The sequence below is a fragment of the Rhizobium redzepovicii genome, from assembly GCF_019793435.1.
GTDB lineage: Bacteria > Pseudomonadota > Alphaproteobacteria > Rhizobiales > Rhizobiaceae > Rhizobium > Rhizobium redzepovicii.
This window is the reverse complement of the sequence record NZ_JAILYH010000002.1, coordinates 48,151-64,229: the sequence shown is the minus strand read 5'-3', so window position 1 is coordinate 64,229 and position 16,079 is coordinate 48,151. Positions and strand designations below refer to the sequence as shown.

The 16,079-nt window shown below is 62.5% G+C and carries 16 protein-coding genes; 7 read left to right on the top strand and 9 right to left on the bottom strand.

Going from position 1 to position 16,079, the window contains the following annotated elements; translation table 11 throughout:
• Positions 1 to 1,035 carry an L-idonate 5-dehydrogenase gene (locus K6N12_RS02740; protein ID WP_222148772.1) on the top strand — a complete coding sequence of 345 codons (1,035 nt, stop codon included), beginning with the start codon at positions 1 to 3 and terminating at the stop codon, positions 1,033 to 1,035.
• A 19-nt stretch (positions 1,036 to 1,054) separates the two neighbouring features.
• Here the strand turns inward: K6N12_RS02740 and K6N12_RS02735 are convergent, their stop codons facing one another.
• The 3 genes from K6N12_RS02735 to K6N12_RS02725 form a co-directional block, all read right to left on the bottom strand.
• Positions 1,055 to 2,401: an NAD(P)/FAD-dependent oxidoreductase gene (locus K6N12_RS02735; protein WP_222148690.1), complete on the bottom strand. Its 1,347-nt coding sequence runs from the start codon at positions 2,399 to 2,401 to the stop codon at positions 1,055 to 1,057.
• Between the two features lies 1 nt (position 2,402).
• Positions 2,403 to 3,290, bottom strand: a complete 888-nt coding sequence (locus tag K6N12_RS02730; RefSeq protein ID WP_222148689.1) for a dihydrodipicolinate synthase family protein — start codon at positions 3,288 to 3,290, stop codon at positions 2,403 to 2,405.
• Positions 3,291 to 3,362: 72 nt separating this feature from the next.
• Complete coding sequence (locus K6N12_RS02725; RefSeq protein WP_097624319.1) at positions 3,363 to 4,058, bottom strand: GntR family transcriptional regulator; 696 nt, start codon at positions 4,056 to 4,058, stop codon at positions 3,363 to 3,365.
• A 212-nt stretch (positions 4,059 to 4,270) separates the two neighbouring features.
• On the opposite strand from K6N12_RS02725, the gene K6N12_RS02720 reads away from it, so the two are divergent.
• Positions 4,271 to 4,468 (top strand): hypothetical protein, encoded by a 198-nt coding sequence (locus tag K6N12_RS02720; protein WP_222148688.1) that lies wholly within the window; start codon positions 4,271 to 4,273, stop codon positions 4,466 to 4,468.
• A 47-nt stretch (positions 4,469 to 4,515) separates the two neighbouring features.
• Here the strand turns inward: K6N12_RS02720 and K6N12_RS02715 are convergent, their stop codons facing one another.
• Positions 4,516 to 5,823, bottom strand: coding sequence for a GGDEF domain-containing protein (locus K6N12_RS02715; protein ID WP_222148687.1), 1,308 nt, complete (start codon positions 5,821 to 5,823; stop codon positions 4,516 to 4,518).
• A gap of 152 nt (positions 5,824 to 5,975) precedes the next feature.
• On the opposite strand from K6N12_RS02715, the gene K6N12_RS02710 reads away from it, so the two are divergent.
• Positions 5,976 to 7,646: a sensor histidine kinase gene (locus K6N12_RS02710; RefSeq protein ID WP_222148686.1), complete on the top strand. Its 1,671-nt coding sequence runs from the start codon at positions 5,976 to 5,978 to the stop codon at positions 7,644 to 7,646.
• Between the two features lie 87 nt (positions 7,647 to 7,733).
• On the opposite strand, the gene K6N12_RS02705 is transcribed toward K6N12_RS02710, so the two are convergent.
• Positions 7,734 to 8,252: a hypothetical protein gene (locus tag K6N12_RS02705; protein WP_003592237.1), complete on the bottom strand. Its 519-nt coding sequence runs from the start codon at positions 8,250 to 8,252 to the stop codon at positions 7,734 to 7,736.
• A gap of 311 nt (positions 8,253 to 8,563) precedes the next feature.
• On the bottom strand, positions 8,564 to 9,028 hold the full coding sequence (locus tag K6N12_RS02700) for an Lrp/AsnC family transcriptional regulator (protein WP_222148685.1): 465 nt from the start codon (positions 9,026 to 9,028) through the stop codon (positions 8,564 to 8,566).
• Between the two features lie 126 nt (positions 9,029 to 9,154).
• Here K6N12_RS02700 and alr point away from each other — a divergent pair, with 126 nt between their 5' ends.
• The 3 genes from alr (at position 9,155) to K6N12_RS02685 (ending at position 12,668) form a co-directional block, all read left to right on the top strand.
• Positions 9,155 to 10,285 carry an alanine racemase gene (gene alr / locus K6N12_RS02695; RefSeq protein ID WP_097624497.1) on the top strand — a complete coding sequence of 377 codons (1,131 nt, stop codon included), beginning with the start codon at positions 9,155 to 9,157 and terminating at the stop codon, positions 10,283 to 10,285.
• Positions 10,286 to 10,316: 31 nt separating this feature from the next.
• Positions 10,317 to 11,567 carry a D-amino acid dehydrogenase gene (locus K6N12_RS02690; RefSeq protein WP_183781520.1) on the top strand — a complete coding sequence of 417 codons (1,251 nt, stop codon included), beginning with the start codon at positions 10,317 to 10,319 and terminating at the stop codon, positions 11,565 to 11,567.
• A gap of 81 nt (positions 11,568 to 11,648) precedes the next feature.
• Positions 11,649 to 12,668: an AraC family transcriptional regulator gene (locus K6N12_RS02685; protein ID WP_222148684.1), complete on the top strand. Its 1,020-nt coding sequence runs from the start codon at positions 11,649 to 11,651 to the stop codon at positions 12,666 to 12,668.
• Positions 12,669 to 12,739: 71 nt separating this feature from the next.
• Here the strand turns inward: K6N12_RS02685 and aptA are convergent, their stop codons facing one another.
• Positions 12,740 to 14,074 carry an omega-aminotransferase AptA gene (gene aptA / locus K6N12_RS02680; protein WP_222148683.1) on the bottom strand — a complete coding sequence of 445 codons (1,335 nt, stop codon included), beginning with the start codon at positions 14,072 to 14,074 and terminating at the stop codon, positions 12,740 to 12,742.
• 142 nt (positions 14,075 to 14,216) lie between these two features.
• On the opposite strand from aptA, the gene K6N12_RS02675 reads away from it, so the two are divergent.
• On the top strand, positions 14,217 to 14,765 hold the full coding sequence (locus tag K6N12_RS02675) for a cupin domain-containing protein (RefSeq protein WP_054184486.1): 549 nt from the start codon (positions 14,217 to 14,219) through the stop codon (positions 14,763 to 14,765).
• Between the two features lie 73 nt (positions 14,766 to 14,838).
• Here K6N12_RS02675 and K6N12_RS02670 read toward each other — a convergent pair whose 3' ends face one another.
• On the bottom strand, positions 14,839 to 15,291 hold the full coding sequence (locus K6N12_RS02670; protein WP_097624327.1) for a DUF5086 family protein: 453 nt from the start codon (positions 15,289 to 15,291) through the stop codon (positions 14,839 to 14,841).
• Between the two features lie 5 nt (positions 15,292 to 15,296).
• A complete protein-coding gene (locus K6N12_RS02665; RefSeq protein WP_097624328.1) occupies positions 15,297 to 16,079 on the bottom strand; it encodes a pyrroline-5-carboxylate reductase in 783 nt (260 codons plus the stop codon).

The following is a 16,079-nucleotide window of genomic DNA, read 5'->3' as shown; positions in this document are numbered from 1 at the left end:
ATGCAGACACGTCTGGCACGGCTTTACCAGAAGGGCGATCTCAGGATCGAGACCGACACCGTTTCGGCCCCCGGTCCAGGCGAGGTGCTGCTCAAAATGGCAGCCGCAGGCATCTGCGGCTCCGACCTGCATTATTACCAGGACGGTGGTTTTGGGCCGGTCAGGGTGCGTGAGCCGATCATCCCAGGCCACGAGGCCTCGGGAACGGTAAGCCAGGCGGGGGAGGGCGTCGACCTTAAAGCCGGCGTGCTGGTGGCGGTCAATCCCAGCCAGCCCTGCAGACATTGCGAATATTGTGAGAAGGGCTTGCCGATCCACTGCCTTGAGATGCGCTTCATGGGCAGCGCCATGCGCCTGCCGCATGAGCAGGGCATGTTCCGGGAATGGCTGGTCGTGCCGGCCAAACAATGCTTCGAAGTGGGTGCCGCGACGACGGCCGCGGAAGCCGCGTGCAGCGAGCCCTTGTCCGTCTGCCTGCACGCTGCATCACGCGCCGGCGATATCATGGGCAAACGCGTCCTCATCACTGGTGCCGGCCCGATCGGCGCGCTGATGGTTGCCGCCGCTCGCTATCACGGTGCCGCCGAGATCGTGGTGACCGATCTTGCGGACGCGGCGCTGGAGAGGGCGAAGGCGATGGGCGCCAGCCGCGCGATCAATGTTTCCCGGGATGCGGCAGCACTTGCCGAATTCGAGACGGGCAAGGGCTATTTCGACCTCGTCTTCGAATGCTCGGCCGCCGCTCCGGCCATCCGCAGTGCGATCGCGGCCATCCGGCCGCGCGGCACGATCGTGCAGGTCGGGGTCACGGGAGAGATCCCGATCCCGCTCAACGCCATCGTCGGCAAGGAGTTGCATATCCACGGCACGCAGCGCTTCCACGAGGAGTTCGCCACCGCTGTCGGGCTGATCTCAACCCGCAAGATCGATGTGCGGCCGATCATCAGCCACAGCCTGCCGCTGGAAGAGGCCACCGCAGCCTTCGCGCTTGCCGGCGATCGCACGGCCGCCTGTAAGGTGCAGCTTACGTTTTAGCGTAGGGCTCGGCTCCGCCTCACTCCGTCCCGGCCTGCCATTCGCGATAGGCGAGATGGATCTTCGCGCCGATTGTCGTCAGCGGCTGTGGCGGCAGTAAAACCGGTGCCGCCAGGCGGCTGTAGACACGGCCGAGTTCGGAATCGTGCCCGAGCACGCGTTCGGCCGCGGCCATGCCGGCGGCGGTGGAGTTCGATGCGCCGAGGCCGTTGCAGCCGCAGGCGGCGAAAACGCCGCGTTCGATTTCTCCGAAGGCCGGCACATGGTTGCGCGTCAGCGCCATCGCGCCTCCCCAGCGATACTGCATGCCGACACCGGCGAGACCAGGAAAACGACCGGCGAATTTGCCGTCATGCAGACGGCCGGCGCTGCGAATGGCGGCATCGCTGATCTCGATGCCCGGATTGTAGCTGTAGCGCGATCGCACCAGGATCCGGTCGCCGCCGCCGGTGTTGATGCGCCGCACCGTCGTTCCCATCGGCAGCGCCGGGGTCGCCGCCCACTTCCTTTCGCCGCCGAGCCTTGCCGGATCGAACTCCTCCGTCAGGGAGGCATAGGTAAAGACATGCAGAAGACGCCCGCGAAAGAAACCGAAGCTTTCCGCATGGCCGTTATTGGCGAGGATGATCTTGTCCGCCAGCACCGATCCCTTCGGCGTCTTCACCAGCCAGCTATCGCCGGAGCGCTCGAAGGACAGGGCCGGCGTCTGCTCGAACAGCCGCACCGGTTCCTTCAGACAGTCGGCCACCCCTCTGACATAGGCGGCCGGCTGGATGATGATGGTGCCCGGCGAGAACAGAGCGGAGGTGAAGACCCCCGATCCGGTCACTGCCTCGATCTCTTGCCCCTTGAGCAGGCGATGCGCTTCCCCCATTTTCCCAAGCTGCAGCGAATAGGCTTCGAGATGCTTGTCGCCTTCCGTGCTCATCGCGATGCTGTAGCGGCCGCATGGGTCGAACAGTTCCTTCCCCCAGCCGTTTTCGGCAGCGAGTTCGGTCGCGAGCGCAATGGCCGAACGCTGCAGGAGCACGGAGTCGCGGAACTTGCCTTCCGACTCGCCGCTGAAATCGTCGGAGGAAACCTCGTGGGGCAGGTCGATGATGAAGCCGGAATTGGCGCCGGCCGGACCTTCACTGATAATGCCCGCTTCGAGAACAGCGACCCGGACGGTCGGGTCGAGACGCGAAAGGCGGTGGGCCGCCGACAGGCCGGCAAAGCCGCCGCCGATGATCGCGACATCGACGCTGACCGCTTCGGAAAGTGCCGGGCGCGGCGCGCGCGGCGCAAGCGTCGCCACCCATCCCGACAGGCCCGCCCGTTTGGGAAGCCTCGATGCGACGAAGACGTTCTTTGCGGCCTCTCTCACGTCAGATCGCTTCCCGCTCCATAAGCGTTTCGAGGGAGTGCCGGAGAGCGGGAAGCTTTTCCGGGGCAAGGGCGCGCAGCGGCTTTCTCGGGGCGCCCGCGCCATAGCCGATCAGCTCGGCGGCTGCGTAGACGGACTGCACGTAATCGCCATCCCAGATCAGGCCCATGGCCGGCTCCAGGATTTTCCAGAGCGCGCGGACCTCGTCCCATTTGCGCTGAGCGGCCGCCGCAACGAGCGCAACGCAGGTTTTCGGCGCGAAGTTCGCGCCGCCCCAGATCAGGCCGTCGCATCCGGCATAGAGCGCATAGGGGACGAGTGGGTCGGCGCCGTTCATGACGAAGCGGCCGGTGCGTATGAGGGCTGCCTGTTTTCCCAGATCCCCGCTGCTGTCCTTGACGGCTGAAAAGCCTGGAATGTCGTTCAGCTTATCCAAGAGCTCCGGCGTGATGGCGACGCCGACCGCCTGGGGCACGTTATAGCCGATGACCGGAAGGCCAGCCTTGGCGACCTCGGCGTAGAAATCGAGAATGCCCTGGTCGTCGGTCGGCCCTTCGAAGAAGGGCGGAAGCACCATGACGCCTTCGGCGCCGGCGTCGCGGGCGCGGGCGGTCCGCTCGACGACATCTTCCACCAGCAGCGCCGAGGCCTGGGCGATCACCTTGGCGCGGCCATTGACGATCTTCGCGCCGCGACGGACCAGTTCCTCGGATTCTTGTTTGGAGAGATAGACATGCATGCCGGTTCCCGAGCTGAACAGGAAGCTGTCGATGCCTGCGGCGAGATAGTGTTCGACATTGACTTCGAGCCGTCCATAATCGATGCGGCCGGCATCGTCGAACGGGGTGGTGATTGCGAGATTGAGTCCTGGAAAGGGAAAGGCGGTCATTGATGGAAATCCCGTTGCGTTAGGCCGAAGGTCGATCTGGATTGTCTTGAGCTGCGTGTCTGATTGCCTGACCTAGAGGGTCGGCGCCTGCAGTCCCTCAGGGGCGGCGTACATCGCCATGTTCCGCCTGGAGAGTTCGATATGGAGCCGCGCTAGCTCGCCGGAGGCCTCGGCGTCACGCCGCTCGATGACCTCGATCATCTCGTCGTGCTGAGCCGACGCCAACTCCAGTTCTTCCTGCATGCGCGGCGTGTTCGGGTGCTGGTAGAAGATCTTGCCGATCCTTGCGTGGTCGATCTGCAGGCGGCGCAGGCTCGGAACGACGTAGACATTGTGAGCCATCTCGCCGATCTGGCGGTGGAACTGATCATTGTAGAATACCCGGCCCTCGACATCGCAATCATCGACCGCCTTCCGGAAGGCGCGCTGGATCTCTCTGAGAACCTCCAGTTCCGCAGTCGTCCGGTTCTCGGCCGCGAGCTTGTTGGCGGTAATGTAGATCATCGGCGCGAGCAGGAAAAAGTCGCGCAGCGAGTTGTAGCTCATGGAGCTGACACGGGCGGCGCGGTTCGCCTCAAGCTCGATATAGCCCTCGCCAGCCATCTGCCGCATCAGCTCGCGCACCGGCGGACGTGAAAGCCCGAATTCCTCGCTCAAGGCCACTTCATCAAGCACCGCACCCGGAGGCAGCTGCATCGTCAGGATACGCCTGCGCAGTGCGAGTTCGAGGCTGGACTTGCGGTCCGGAATGGCGACTTCGGCATTCATATCTCAGCTTGCCTCATAATTTCTTTAGAAGACATTATGTAGACATACGGTTGCCGTCAAGTCTTGATTGCTCTGGGGGGTGTCGGAGCCTGCAAATCGCGGGTTGCTCACGTGAAAGTGCGACACGCACGGAAACAAAAGCGGACCCGGCCTGTTACCGCTGAACCCGCGCAGGCATTCCTGGCCGGGCGTGCACCGCATGGGAGCAGGATATGGATATAGCAACGCAGTGGGCTCTTCTTCTCGGCGCTCTGACGCTGGCGAGCTGGATCGCGGGCGGGCTGACGGCCGTCTTCGGAAATGTGGAACCCGGTCATCGGCAAAAGGCAGTGGGATATCTGATCTTCGGGCTCAACGCTGCCAGCCTCGTCTCGGCGGCTGCCATGGTTGCGATCCTGGTCATCCGATGAATGTCGATCAGCCGGGTGGCAGGTCGGAATTCGGGCCACACCCTGTTCTAGCGTCGGGCGGCGATCTGCTCGGTGGCGGAAGGTGCAGCCTGGTGCGGCCGGCGAAAGACGCAGACCTGGTTCCGGCCGGCTTCCTTGGCGCGGTAGAGAGCCATGTCGGCCTCGTGCTGGAGAGCGGCCAGCGAAATGTCGGTGTCGAGCGCCGATTTCAAGGCGATTCCGACGCTCAACGTGACCGAGGGGCCAACACCGGAGGACGGATTCGGAAGGGCAGCGGCTTCCACGCTCTCGCGTATTCGCGTGGCCACCGCGATGGCTTCGTCTTCGTCGACATCCGGAAGCACGATCAGGAATTCCTCGCCGCCATGGCGCGAGACCAGGTCGCGATCGGCGCGCACGCAGCTCTGGATGATGCCGGCAACCTTGACGAGGCAGCGGTCGCCCTCGCCATGGCCGAGCTTATCGTTCAGCGCCTTGAAGTGATCGATATCGCACATGAGCATGGCTGCGACGACGCCGGCTTCACCGTCGTTGCGCCACAGGCCCTCAAGCGTTTCCATCATCCAGCGGCGGTTGGCGATCCCCGTCAGCGGATCGGTTCTGGCCAGCCGCTCCAGTCGGGCGTTTGCATCGGCCAGTTCTGCAACCCGGCGCTGGTCCCTGCAGTCTAGCAGAAATGTCTTCTGCGCCAGGATGTTCATCGTGCGCCGGGCAACCACGGTGGCGATGATCCCGCAGGAAAAGAACAGGGTCGCGGCGGCGACGCTGCCGGCGTCCAGGATCGGGTTGTGCCATTGAAGGATGAAATAGAGACAAAGGGCATAACAGGCGATGGCAACCGTCCACGCCAGCGGCACGCTGAAGATGGTGATTGCGCTCGTCGCGACGAACAGCATGATGCTCAAATGCCGCTCGTAAAATTCACCGCCGGCAAAGACGCCGACAAGTGCCACCGATAGAAGAATAAGGCACATTCCCACAAGCAGCGATGCGCGCTGTACCACCGCCGCGCGCGGCTTGCTCCAGACGAGCGCTGTCAAAATCGCCGCCGGCGGCAAAAGGCAGGCGGGAGCGACCATCGACAGCACGACCTGTGGGGGAAGCAGAATAGCGTTCAGCGCCAGCGTCAGGATATCGACGAATGCCACCCATATCATCCAGGACCGGATGACCTTCGCGGTCTGCCGCCATGACTTTTCGTCATATCGGCGGCGCAGATCTCCCGTCAGGCGGATATCGCGGGTTCTGCCCGATAAAAGACGTTCGACCTCATCGGCCATCGCACCATTCAGTGGCCGCAACGAGAAGGACCCGGCGGCAGAACCTTCGGAGGACGTGCTTTTGGCATCATTCATCCTTGGATTATGTAGCCGCGATCGGAGGCTCGGCAAGGCGCACGCCCGGATGTCCTGATTCGTATGTTGATATTTTGTAAACAAGATTCCCTGGGTGATCTGGGCCAGATCGTCCCGATCATGCTACGAACCCTCGTCCGAGAGGGAACAGGATGAGACTCAAGCTGGTTGCAGTTGCGGTCGCGGCGCTGGCGCCCGTGGTCGCGATGCTCGCATACAACGAAGTCGCGCTCCGCCATCAGCGCAACGAAGAGGTGCGCGCGTCCGCAGCACAGGCTGCAAGGCAGGCGTCGTCGGAAGTCGAACGGATCGTGGAGGGCCTGCATGCCCTTCTGGTGTCGGTGTCCGCCATGCCTTCCGTCCGGCATCTCGACATCCAGGCGTGCAACGAGGCTCTCAAATCGGTTGCCGAAAGCATTCCGAACATCCGGACCATCTTCGTCGTCGGGCTCGACGGGCGGCCGGTCTGCGGGAGCATGGCTTTTCCGGACGGCGTGGTGTTCTCCGATCGCGATTACTTCAAGCAGACGCTCGAGACCAAAGACTTTTCCGTCGGCACCTATACGCAGAGCCGCCTTTCCGACCGCCCCGTCCTGCCGCTCGCAATGCCTTTGATGGAAGGCGAGAGCGTCAAGGCCCTCATCGTCAGCGGTATCAGGCTGGACTGGCTGCAAAACCGCATCACCGAGCGCGGCGTCGCTCCCGGTAACGCGGTGACGATCGCCGACGGCAAGGGAACCATCGTCGCGCGCGTTCCCCTTCCGGAACAGTTCGTCGGCACGGTCATACCCGACGAATACCAGCACCTGATCCACGCTGAACAGCCCGATGTGATCGAGGTGACGAGCCAGGACGGAACCGTGCGCATCCTCGGCTATCGCCCGATAGCGCTGCCGTCCAGCCCCCTCTATGTCAGCGCCGGCTTCTCGAAACCGGAAGCTTTCGCGCCGATCAACCGGGCGACGCTGATGAATACGCTCGCCATCATCGGCGGGGCACTTTTCGCCTTTCTGGCCGCGATCTTCATCGGCAACCGCTTCATTCTCGCGCCGATCTCCAGGATCGCGGAGGTGATGGAGAAGTGGCGCAACGGCCAGACGACGGCGCGCACCGGCATGACGGGGCCGGACGAACTGGACATCGTCGGCGCGACCTTCGACCGGTTGCTCGACGAACTCGATGAGCGGAGACGCCGGAACGAACAGGAGGAGGAGGAGCGAACCCTGCTCGTCCGCGAGATGGCGCACCGGGTCAAGAATGGCTTCGCTCTCGTTCAGGCGATCGCCCGGCAGACCTTTTCGCGCTCCAATCCGGAAAGCTACAACGCCTTTGCAGAAAGGCTCGCCGCACTTGCCGGCACATATGATCTCATCCTGTCACGGGAGGGGTCGGCCGCCCCCATCCGGGAAATCATCTCCGCCGCCTTGCGGGCGCACATCGCCTCGCAGGAACGCATTCGTCTCGATGGCCCCGACGTGATTCTTCCGGCCGATATCGCCCTGCCGCTTTCCCTCGTGCTCCACGAGTTGGCGACCAATGCAACGAAGTACGGAAGCCTTGGAAGCGAGCAGGGAACCGTCGCCATCGAATGGAAGCACGATGACGGCCGCGTCCTCCTTGTATGGACGGAAGCCGGCGGGCCGCCGGTTTTGACGCCGACAAAAAGAGGCTTCGGCTCCGTCCTCATAGAGCGGGCCTTTTCCTCCAAGGCGCAGGCGCAATCCAGATCGGATTACAGGTCCGAAGGGCTCGTCTTCGAAGTTGTCTTCTTAACCGGGGAACCCGCAGCGAAGACGGAAGTCGAAGTCCCGATAGGGACATAGTGCCTTCGAGCAGATATGCCGGAAGCATGGCCGGTTTGAAACCAGCCAGGATGCCCATGCGCCCGCCGACACTCCGGCTGGACATTCCTATCTTCCCGCTGCAGGGGGGCGTTGCAAATCGATGCGGCTCGTCACCACGGATTTGCCCGACGTCGGGTCCTGATCGACCGTTTGAAGCCGAAGCCTGTCCTGTCCGACTTTCTCGATCATCAACGTCGCGTTTCGGTCGCCATTGACCACGCGAGCCCAGGTCACTCGAAGATTGAGCGCGTCGCCCTGCCTGCTGCCGACCAGTTTGGAAGGCTGTCCCGATGGCCCGATGTAGTTGCCGGTGTATCGTTGTCCCAATGCCTTGACGTTGGCCGAGAACGCTCTTGTGAAAACCGCAAGGCCGCGGCATTTCCCGTTCATCGAGACTGCGGATTCACTCGCGTCTGATTTGAGCGTGCAGGAAACATTGAAGTTCGTGCCGCCGATCTTGGTGAGAACCATACCGGTCCCGCGCCAATCGCCCGCCAGGGATCGCAAGAATCCCGACTCCGACGCCTTTGCTGTGTGAGGCAGGCAGGACAGCGAGAATATAGCAGCGATCAGAACAGCACGCATGATAGCCTCCCCGTTTAAGCTACCAAACCGCTGAACGCTGCCGATTGTTCCGTAGAGATTCAGGCTCTAGCCGGCACCGCAGCCCAACAATCCGCCGCTGACGAGCGATCCGCAAGGCTGCGGCGTTGAGAATTGATAGAGGCCCGCTGATGGTGCTCGGTCGCGCAATCAAAAACTCCCCGCCTCGAACCTTCGCGCAAGACGGAGAGAGGGATCGTTTTCGAGCCGGAATTCGGCTTTCATTGGCAGGCAGTCAGACCACCCGGATTTCGAATGGCGGCAAAACCGACGCCGTGTTTGGTGATCGCGTTTTAACGCCTGCCTCTGGTGCGCGTCGCCAGAACATTGCGGATCGAGAAGCTGGAATGAATCCGGAGGACGCCCGGTAGGGTCGACAGTATTTCCTTGTGGATGCGCTCGAATTCGCCCGGACTGGCGACCTCCACGCGCAGGAGATAGTCGGAACCGCCCGTCATCAGAAAACATTCCCGGATCTCGGGATGCCGGCGGACCGCCGCCTCGAAGCGATCGAGATGGTCCTCCGTCTGTCGCTCGAGCGTGATGTTGATGATCACGGCGATCATCTCGTCCGCATTGCCGGGGTCCACCAGCGCCGTATAGCCGCGGATCACCCCTGACTTTTCCATGATCTTGATGCGCCTGAGGCAGGCGGACGGCGACAGGCCGATCTCGGCGGCGAGCTTGGCATTGCTCATGCGGGCGTCGAGGCGCAGCAGTCTCAGGATATTGCGATCGATCGAGTCGAGAGCGGTCATGATAGATTATACCAAAAGTTCGCCGATTATGCGGATAATAAGCAAATAATGCGATAAGCAGCTGCTGAATGCTAGGCAATTTCGCGCATTGTTTCATAAACTTTCCTGAGATCGAGAGGGATGGACATGGATAGCGATATTTTGGTTTCCCGCACACGCACCACGACCGCAAAGGGAGCCACGGGCTATCTGACGATCGATCTTGCCGCGCTCGGCCGCAACTACCGCAAGCTCGTATCGATGCTGGCGCCGGTCCGCGCCGGAGCCGTCGTCAAGGCCGACGCCTACGGCCTCGGCGCCGAGCGGGTCGCGGCAACGCTCTACGGCGAAGGCTGCCGGCATTTCTTCGTCGCCCAGTTCGTCGAGGCGGTCAGGCTGCGGCCGACCCTTGCGCATGACGCCCAGATTTTTGTGCTGAACGGCTTGCAGCCGGGCAACGAGATCGCCGGCGCCGAGAGGGGCATCGTGCCGGTTGTCAACTCGCTGGCCCAGTGGCGGCAATGGTCGGCGACGGCGCGGATGCTGAAGCGATGCCTGCCTGCCGTGCTGCAATTCGACACCGGCATGTCGCGGCTCGGCTTTCCCCGGGAAGAACGAGCCGAACTGGCGGCAGCGCTTGGCGACGGCAGCAATGTCGAAATCCTGTTCATCATGAGCCATCTCGCTTCGGCCGACGATATGGAGAGCGACCAGAACGGCGAACAGTTGGCCGAGATGTCCCGCATTGCCGACGAATTTCCCGGCCTCGACATGTCCTTCGCCAATTCCGGCGGAGTCTTCCTCGGTGATGCCTATCATGGTGTGCTCGCCCGCCCCGGCATCGCGCTTTACGGCGGCGCGCCCAACAATGGTGAGGCGAACCCGATGGAGCCGGTCGTCAGCCTCGATGTCGCCGTGGTGCAGACCCGCACCGTGCCGGCAGGCACCAAGGTCGGCTATGGCGGCGCGCATGTCACCCAGCGGGAGATGCGTCTCGCCACCATCGCCGCCGGCTATGCCGACGGTCTGCCCCGGACGCTCAGCGACCGCGGCGCCGTCTATGTCAACGGCATCCGCCTGCCGATCGTCGGCCGGGTCTCGATGGACAGCGTGACCGTCGACGTGTCGGCACTGCCCGAAGGCACGCTGACGCTGGGCAGTCTGGTCGAAGTGCTTGGCCCGAACCAGACGCTCGAGGACATCGCCGGCGATGCCGGCACCATATCTTACGAAATCCTAACCGCTCTGGGCGATCGTTACGACAGGCAATATCGCTGAGAGCCCGGCGGCTCCATCATTTGGGAAGATCATGAAAGTCATTGTTCTGGGTGCCGGTATCGTCGGCGTCACATCCGCTTATCAGCTAGCCAAATCAGGCCATGAGGTCACGGTCGTCGATCGGCAGACAGGCCCGGCGCTGGAAACGAGCTTTGCCAATGCCGGCGAAGTTTCCTTCGGTTATTGCTCGCCATGGGCAGCGCCCGGCATTCCGGCGAAAGCGATGAAGTGGCTGTTCATGAAACATGCGCCCCTCATCCTGCGCCCGAAGCTCGACATGGCCATGCTCTCCTGGATGGCGAGGATGCTGTCGAACTGCACCTCCGAGCGCTACGCGATCAATAAGAGCCGCATGCTGCGCCTTGCCGATTACAGCCGCATCGCGTTGGCCGAACTTCGCGCCGAGACCGGCATCGCCTATGACGAACGCATGCAGGGAACGCTGCAGCTCTTCCGCACGCAGCAGCAGCTCGAGGCCTCGGCCAAGGACGTCAAGGCGCTGGCGGCGGACGGCATTCCCTATGAGGTGCTGAACCGGGACGGCTGCATCCGCTTTGAGCCGGCATTGAAGCACGTGCGCGACAAGATCGTCGGCGGCCTGCTGACGCCGAAGGACGAAACCGGCGACTGCTTCAAATTCACCAATGCGCTGGCCGCCAAAGCCGAGGCACTCGGCGTCCGCTTTGCCTATGACACGACGATCAAGGCGCTGGATGTCGAGGCCGGCCGCGTACGCGGCGTCATCACCGATCGCGAACGGATGAGTGCGGATGCGGTGGTGGTTGCGCTCGGCAGCTATTCGCCGCTGCTGCTCAAGCCCTTCGGCATCAAATTGCCGGTCTATCCGGTGAAGGGCTATTCGCTCACCATCCCGATCACCGACGCGACGCGCGCTCCGGAATCGACCGTCATGGATGAAACCTTCAAGATCGCAATCACCCGGCTCGGGGACCGCATCCGCGTCGGCGGCATGGCTGAAATCTCGGGCTATACCAACGATCTCGGGTTCGCCCGCCGCAGCACGCTGGAACATTCGGTCACCGATCTGTTCCCCGGCGGCGATGTTTCCAAGGCGTCCTTCTGGTCCGGCCTGCGCCCGATGACGCCGGATGGCACGCCGGTCATCGGCCCGACGAAGATCAGCGGTCTCTTTCTCAACACCGGCCACGGCACGCTCGGCTGGACGATGAGCACCGGTTCGGCGCGGCTGATCAGCGATCTGGTCGGCGGTCGCACGCCTGAGATCGACGCGCGGGATCTCGCCATCAATCGATATGGCTGAAACCCGTCAAACGGCGCAAAATGCAAAGAAATGATTGCGGCCATCGCTTATTATCGATGGGCTTTGTCTTCGAGGTCATGAATGTCCGGTCGTTCCCTTATGCCCGCCAATGGCAGCTCCCTCCACGATCCGGCGAGGCAGAGCCCGCCGTTTTGGGAGACGGCGTTCAGCGGCACGGATCCGGACGCACTCTCGGAAATATTGTCGACGCCGAACTCTCCGATCAAGGCTGAGGCGAAAGCCGACGCACCCATCGCCTATCGCTGCAATTTCGTCGCGACGGAAGAGCTGGCCATTGCCGACTGCGCCTACGAAGGCACAATCTCGATCCGGCGGGAGGCGCCCAGTGGCAAGGTGATCATATTCCTGCCGATGGAGGGGGACGCCCTCTTCGATGCGGGCAAGGAGCATATCCATTCCATTCCCGGCCGCGGCGCCATTCTCGGGGCGGGCCGCGTCTCGGGTGCCCGCCTGCTCGGCCCGCGCCGTCATCTCGGCCTGTTCATCGATCAAGCGAGGATCAACAGGCACCTGACACAGATGTTCGAGCGAACGATTATTGGCGACACGGATTTTCGTCCCTCTATCGATCTGACGACCGGTCCAGGGCTCGTGTTGCAGCAACTCGCCGCGAACCTCCATTATGGACTCAGCGGCGACGGGCCGCTGCTGCAGTCGCCGCTGGCTCTGAACGCGCTCTGCGACGCGACGATCTATCTGCTTCTGGAGACCTGTCCCCATCGCTATTCGGAGGCGCTTGCGCTTCCCGCTCCGGCCCCGGCTCCTCGCCATGTGAAATGGGCGATCGAATTCATGCAGGAATATATCGCCGAGCCGATCTCGCTCAACGACATCGCGACCGCAGCCAAGGTCAGCGTCCGCACTTTGCAACAGGGTTTCCGGCAGTTCAGAGATACCACGCCGATGGCCTACCTGCATGAAATCCGGATGCTTTCCGCCCATCGCGATCTGCTCGAATCCGGCACGCGACAGGCCGTCGCCGACATCGCGCTCCGATGGGGATTTACCCATCTCGGGCGATTTTCAGCAGAATACCGGAAGCGTTTCGGTCAACTGCCGTCACAGGCTTTGAAGCGCTGAACGCCATATAGCTGGCCGGATGGTTCCGTCGGCGATTCAAAATCGCCGACGAGGACAAGCTGGATGCAGGTCTATGCCGCGCGCTTCAGTGCATCGCCGATCGTCGAGACGATCGTGTCGATTTGGCTCTTCTCGATGATGAGCGGCGGCGAGAGCGCGATGATGTCGCCGGTCACGCGGATCAGCAGGCCCTTGTTGAGGCAGTCGACGAAGACGTCGTAGGCCCGGGTTCCCGGCGCGCCGTTGCGAGGCGCCAATTCGACCGCGCCGACCAGGCCGAGATTACGGATGTCGACGACATTGGGGAGGCCTTTCAGCGAATGCAGGGCCTCCTGCCAGTGCTCGGCCAGATCGGCCGCGCGCGTCAGCAGTCCTTCTTCCTCGTAGATTTCGAGGGTTGCAAGCCCGGCTGCGCAGGCGACCGGATGGCCGGAATAGGTATAGCCATGGAAGAGTTCGATCGCATTTTCCGGGCCGACCATCAGGCCGTCATAGATCTTGCGGCTGGCAAAGACTGCGCCCATCGGGATCGCCCCGTTGGTCAGCCCCTTTGCCGTGGTGACGAGATCCGGCACGACGCCGAAATAATCGACGGCGAAAGGCGTGCCGAGACGGCCGAAGCCGGTGATGACCTCGTCGAAGATCAGCAGGATGCCGTGCTTGTCGGCGGTTGCACGCAGCTTTTCCAGATAGCCTTTCGGCGGCAGGACGACGCCCGCCGATCCCGACATCGGTTCGACGATGACGGCGGCAATGGTTTCGGCGCCGTGCAACTGCACCAGGCGCTCCAGATCGTCGGACAGTTCCACGCCGTGGGCGGGAAGGCCCTTCGAAAAGGCATTGCGCTCGACGTCGAGCGTATGGCGCATATGGTCGGCCGGTATCTGCGGAAAGACCCGCCGGTTGTTGACGAGGCCGCCGACGGAAATGCCGCCGAAGCCGACGCCGTGATAACCCTTCTCGCGCCCGATGATGCGCGTGCGGGTGCCCTGGCCGATGGCACGCTGATAGGCGATGGCGATTTTCAGCGCCGTATCGACCGATTCCGAACCTGAGCCCGTGAAAAATACCCGGTCGAGCTTGCCGTCCGGGCCGCCCGGCGCGTTCGCGGCCAGCTTGGCGGCGAAGTCGAAGGCGATCGGATGGCCCATCTGGAAGGTCGGAGCATAGTCCATGGTCGAAAGCTGCCGTTCGACTGCCTGGGCGATCTTCTTGCGGCCATGGCCGGCATTGCAGCACCAGAGGCCGGCAGTGCCGTCCAGCACCTGGTTCCCGTCGACGTCGGTGTAATACATGCCCTCTGCTGCGGCCAGGAGGCGCGGCGTAGCCTTGAACTGCCGGTTCGCGGTGAACGGCATCCAAAAATTGTCGAGTACGGGCGCGTTCGGTTTGCTGATCTGGTCCATGCTGGCCTCCTATGGTTGGCGGTGAGAATGGCAATTTCTCCCAGTCAAACAAGTCCTTTTCTTCTGCGGTACAAGTCATTGAAACTGAACGGATGAGCGGATATGTTTTTCGATATTCTGGACAACATAAACGGACCGCATCATGTCAGTCGACATCGGCAGCCGCCTGCGTCATCTGCGCATCGCTCATAAGCTTTCCCAGCGTGAACTGGCCAAGCGCACCGGCGTGCCCAATTCAACGATTTCGCTGATCGAATCGAACGCCTCCAACCCTTCGGTCGGGGCCTTGAAACGGATTCTGGACGGTATCCCGATCGGTCTGGCGGAGTTCTTCGCCTTTGAGCCCGAGCGTCCGAAGAAGGCTTTCTATGCGGCCGAAGAACTGGTGGAGATCGGCAAGGGCGCCATCTCCTACAGGCAGGTTGGAGAAAACCTGTTCGGGCGCAGCCTGCAGATGCTCAAGGAATGTTACCAGCCGGGCGCCGACACCGGTAAGATTCCGCTTGTTCACGAGGGGGAGGAGGGCGGGATCGTCCTCTCGGGAAGGCTTGAGGTGACCGTCGACGACGAGCGGCGTATCCTCGGGCCGGGGGATGCCTATTATTTCGAAAGCCGGCGGCCGCATCGGTTCCGCTGCGTCGGGCCGGTGCCCTGCGAAGTCATCAGCGCCTGCACGCCGCCGACGTTCTAGAGCATGATGCCGAAAAGTGTGAGCGGTTTTCGGACGACATCATGCTCTAACTCTTTAATTTAGCAGGTCACATCTATTCTGAATCGGATCTGCCTATGCATTCGAGAATTGCCGTGCGGCAAACCATGGCCTCTCTTTGCGCCGGAGATTGTTGACGCCAGGCCTTGTCGGCGATCCGGAACTCGATGTCCTTGTAAAAATAGGTCTTTGCTTTCCGTCTGAGGCGGCTCCTGTCCAAAGCCGCCGCCGTCACGACGAGATGGGCGGCAAGCCGCTTGAATTGCCAGGGCGGCGTATGCCGCTCCTTCTCGATCACTTCAAGATGGTAATAGGGATCGTGATCGGCGGGGTCGGGAACCTTGTAGATGGTGGCCCAACGAATGGTCCGTGGTGAGAGGGAGAGAATGACGGTGGAAACGGCCGGTGGTCTTGCCGCCTCGGCATGCGCCAGGACGCTTCCGCCGAGAAGGGCCGCGACGGCTGCAAGGGCGGCGCCGAGACCTGTTCGCATCCATGCCGATGCCATGCGCCTCAGCTCCTGCGGCCCTCGATGCGGGCAAGCACGCCGTCGAGGGCGGCGGTGAGTGCGGCAAGACCGCCCTGCTTGTCGAAGTCCGAAAGAACCTGCTCGTTCAGGCCGCCTTTGGTGGCGAATTCGCGGCTCAGCGCGCTGAACGGCTCGTTGCCGGGGTTGTTGGCTTTCTGCGCCAGGCTTGCAAACAGTGGGGCGATGTAGGCTTGGCCCTTTGCCCTTTCGAGGCCGCTTTTTTCCAGCCAGCCGGTGATCGACTCCATGACGCCGAAATAGGTCGACATGACTGCGCTTGCGGCCGCGAGGAGATCGTATTCCTTCCGCGACTGACACTGGACGGCCGTTCCGAGCGTGTCAAACAGCGCCGCGATGGCGGCATTGGCGGGATAGATGGCAGTAACGCCTTGCCGCTGTGCGACGAAGGGCAGGGGGATGGCCTGGACGAGATCGATATCGGCGCCGATCCAATCGAGTAGGGCTTGCCGCTCCGTCGCCGCGACGAGGCTGACGACCGTCTGGCCGGTCCTGAACGACAGCGCCCGCACGACCTCCTCGGCGATCTGCGGCCTTATCGCCAGGAACACCATGTCGCTGCGATCGACGACAGTCTGGTTGTCCCCGGCAATCCTGACCGAGGCGAACTCTTCTGCCAGCGTGGCGGCAATGTGCGCGCTCCGCGGTGAAACGTGGACCTCGGAGGCGTAAGCCGGTGCGGCCAGAAGCCCGCGAACCATGGCTTCGGTGATGGCGCCGGTGCCGACGAATCCAATGCTGTCGATCAT

Bases quoted from the DNA above. Each gene is read 5' to 3' on its own strand.
- K6N12_RS02740 (WP_222148772.1), top strand. From the start codon at position 1: ATGCAGACACGTCTGGCACGGCTTTACCAGAAGGGCGATCTCAGGATC.
- K6N12_RS02730 (WP_222148689.1), bottom strand. From the start codon at position 3,290: ATGACCGCCTTTCCCTTTCCAGGACTCAATCTCGCAATCACCACCCCG.
- K6N12_RS02725 (WP_097624319.1), bottom strand. From the start codon at position 4,058: ATGAATGCCGAAGTCGCCATTCCGGACCGCAAGTCCAGCCTCGAACTC.
- K6N12_RS02720 (WP_222148688.1), top strand. From the start codon at position 4,271: ATGGATATAGCAACGCAGTGGGCTCTTCTTCTCGGCGCTCTGACGCTG.
- K6N12_RS02715 (WP_222148687.1), bottom strand. From the start codon at position 5,823: ATGAATGATGCCAAAAGCACGTCCTCCGAAGGTTCTGCCGCCGGGTCC.
- K6N12_RS02710 (WP_222148686.1), top strand. From the start codon at position 5,976: ATGAGACTCAAGCTGGTTGCAGTTGCGGTCGCGGCGCTGGCGCCCGTG.
- K6N12_RS02705 (WP_003592237.1), bottom strand. From the start codon at position 8,252: ATGCGTGCTGTTCTGATCGCTGCTATATTCTCGCTGTCCTGCCTGCCT.
- K6N12_RS02700 (WP_222148685.1), bottom strand. From the start codon at position 9,028: ATGACCGCTCTCGACTCGATCGATCGCAATATCCTGAGACTGCTGCGC.
- alr (WP_097624497.1), top strand. From the start codon at position 9,155: ATGGATAGCGATATTTTGGTTTCCCGCACACGCACCACGACCGCAAAG.
- K6N12_RS02690 (WP_183781520.1), top strand. From the start codon at position 10,317: ATGAAAGTCATTGTTCTGGGTGCCGGTATCGTCGGCGTCACATCCGCT.
- K6N12_RS02685 (WP_222148684.1), top strand. From the start codon at position 11,649: ATGTCCGGTCGTTCCCTTATGCCCGCCAATGGCAGCTCCCTCCACGAT.
- aptA (WP_222148683.1), bottom strand. From the start codon at position 14,074: ATGGACCAGATCAGCAAACCGAACGCGCCCGTACTCGACAATTTTTGG.
- K6N12_RS02675 (WP_054184486.1), top strand. From the start codon at position 14,217: ATGTCAGTCGACATCGGCAGCCGCCTGCGTCATCTGCGCATCGCTCAT.
- K6N12_RS02670 (WP_097624327.1), bottom strand. From the start codon at position 15,291: ATGGCATCGGCATGGATGCGAACAGGTCTCGGCGCCGCCCTTGCAGCC.
- K6N12_RS02665 (WP_097624328.1), bottom strand. From the start codon at position 16,079: ATGATCGACAGCATTGGATTCGTCGGCACCGGCGCCATCACCGAAGCC.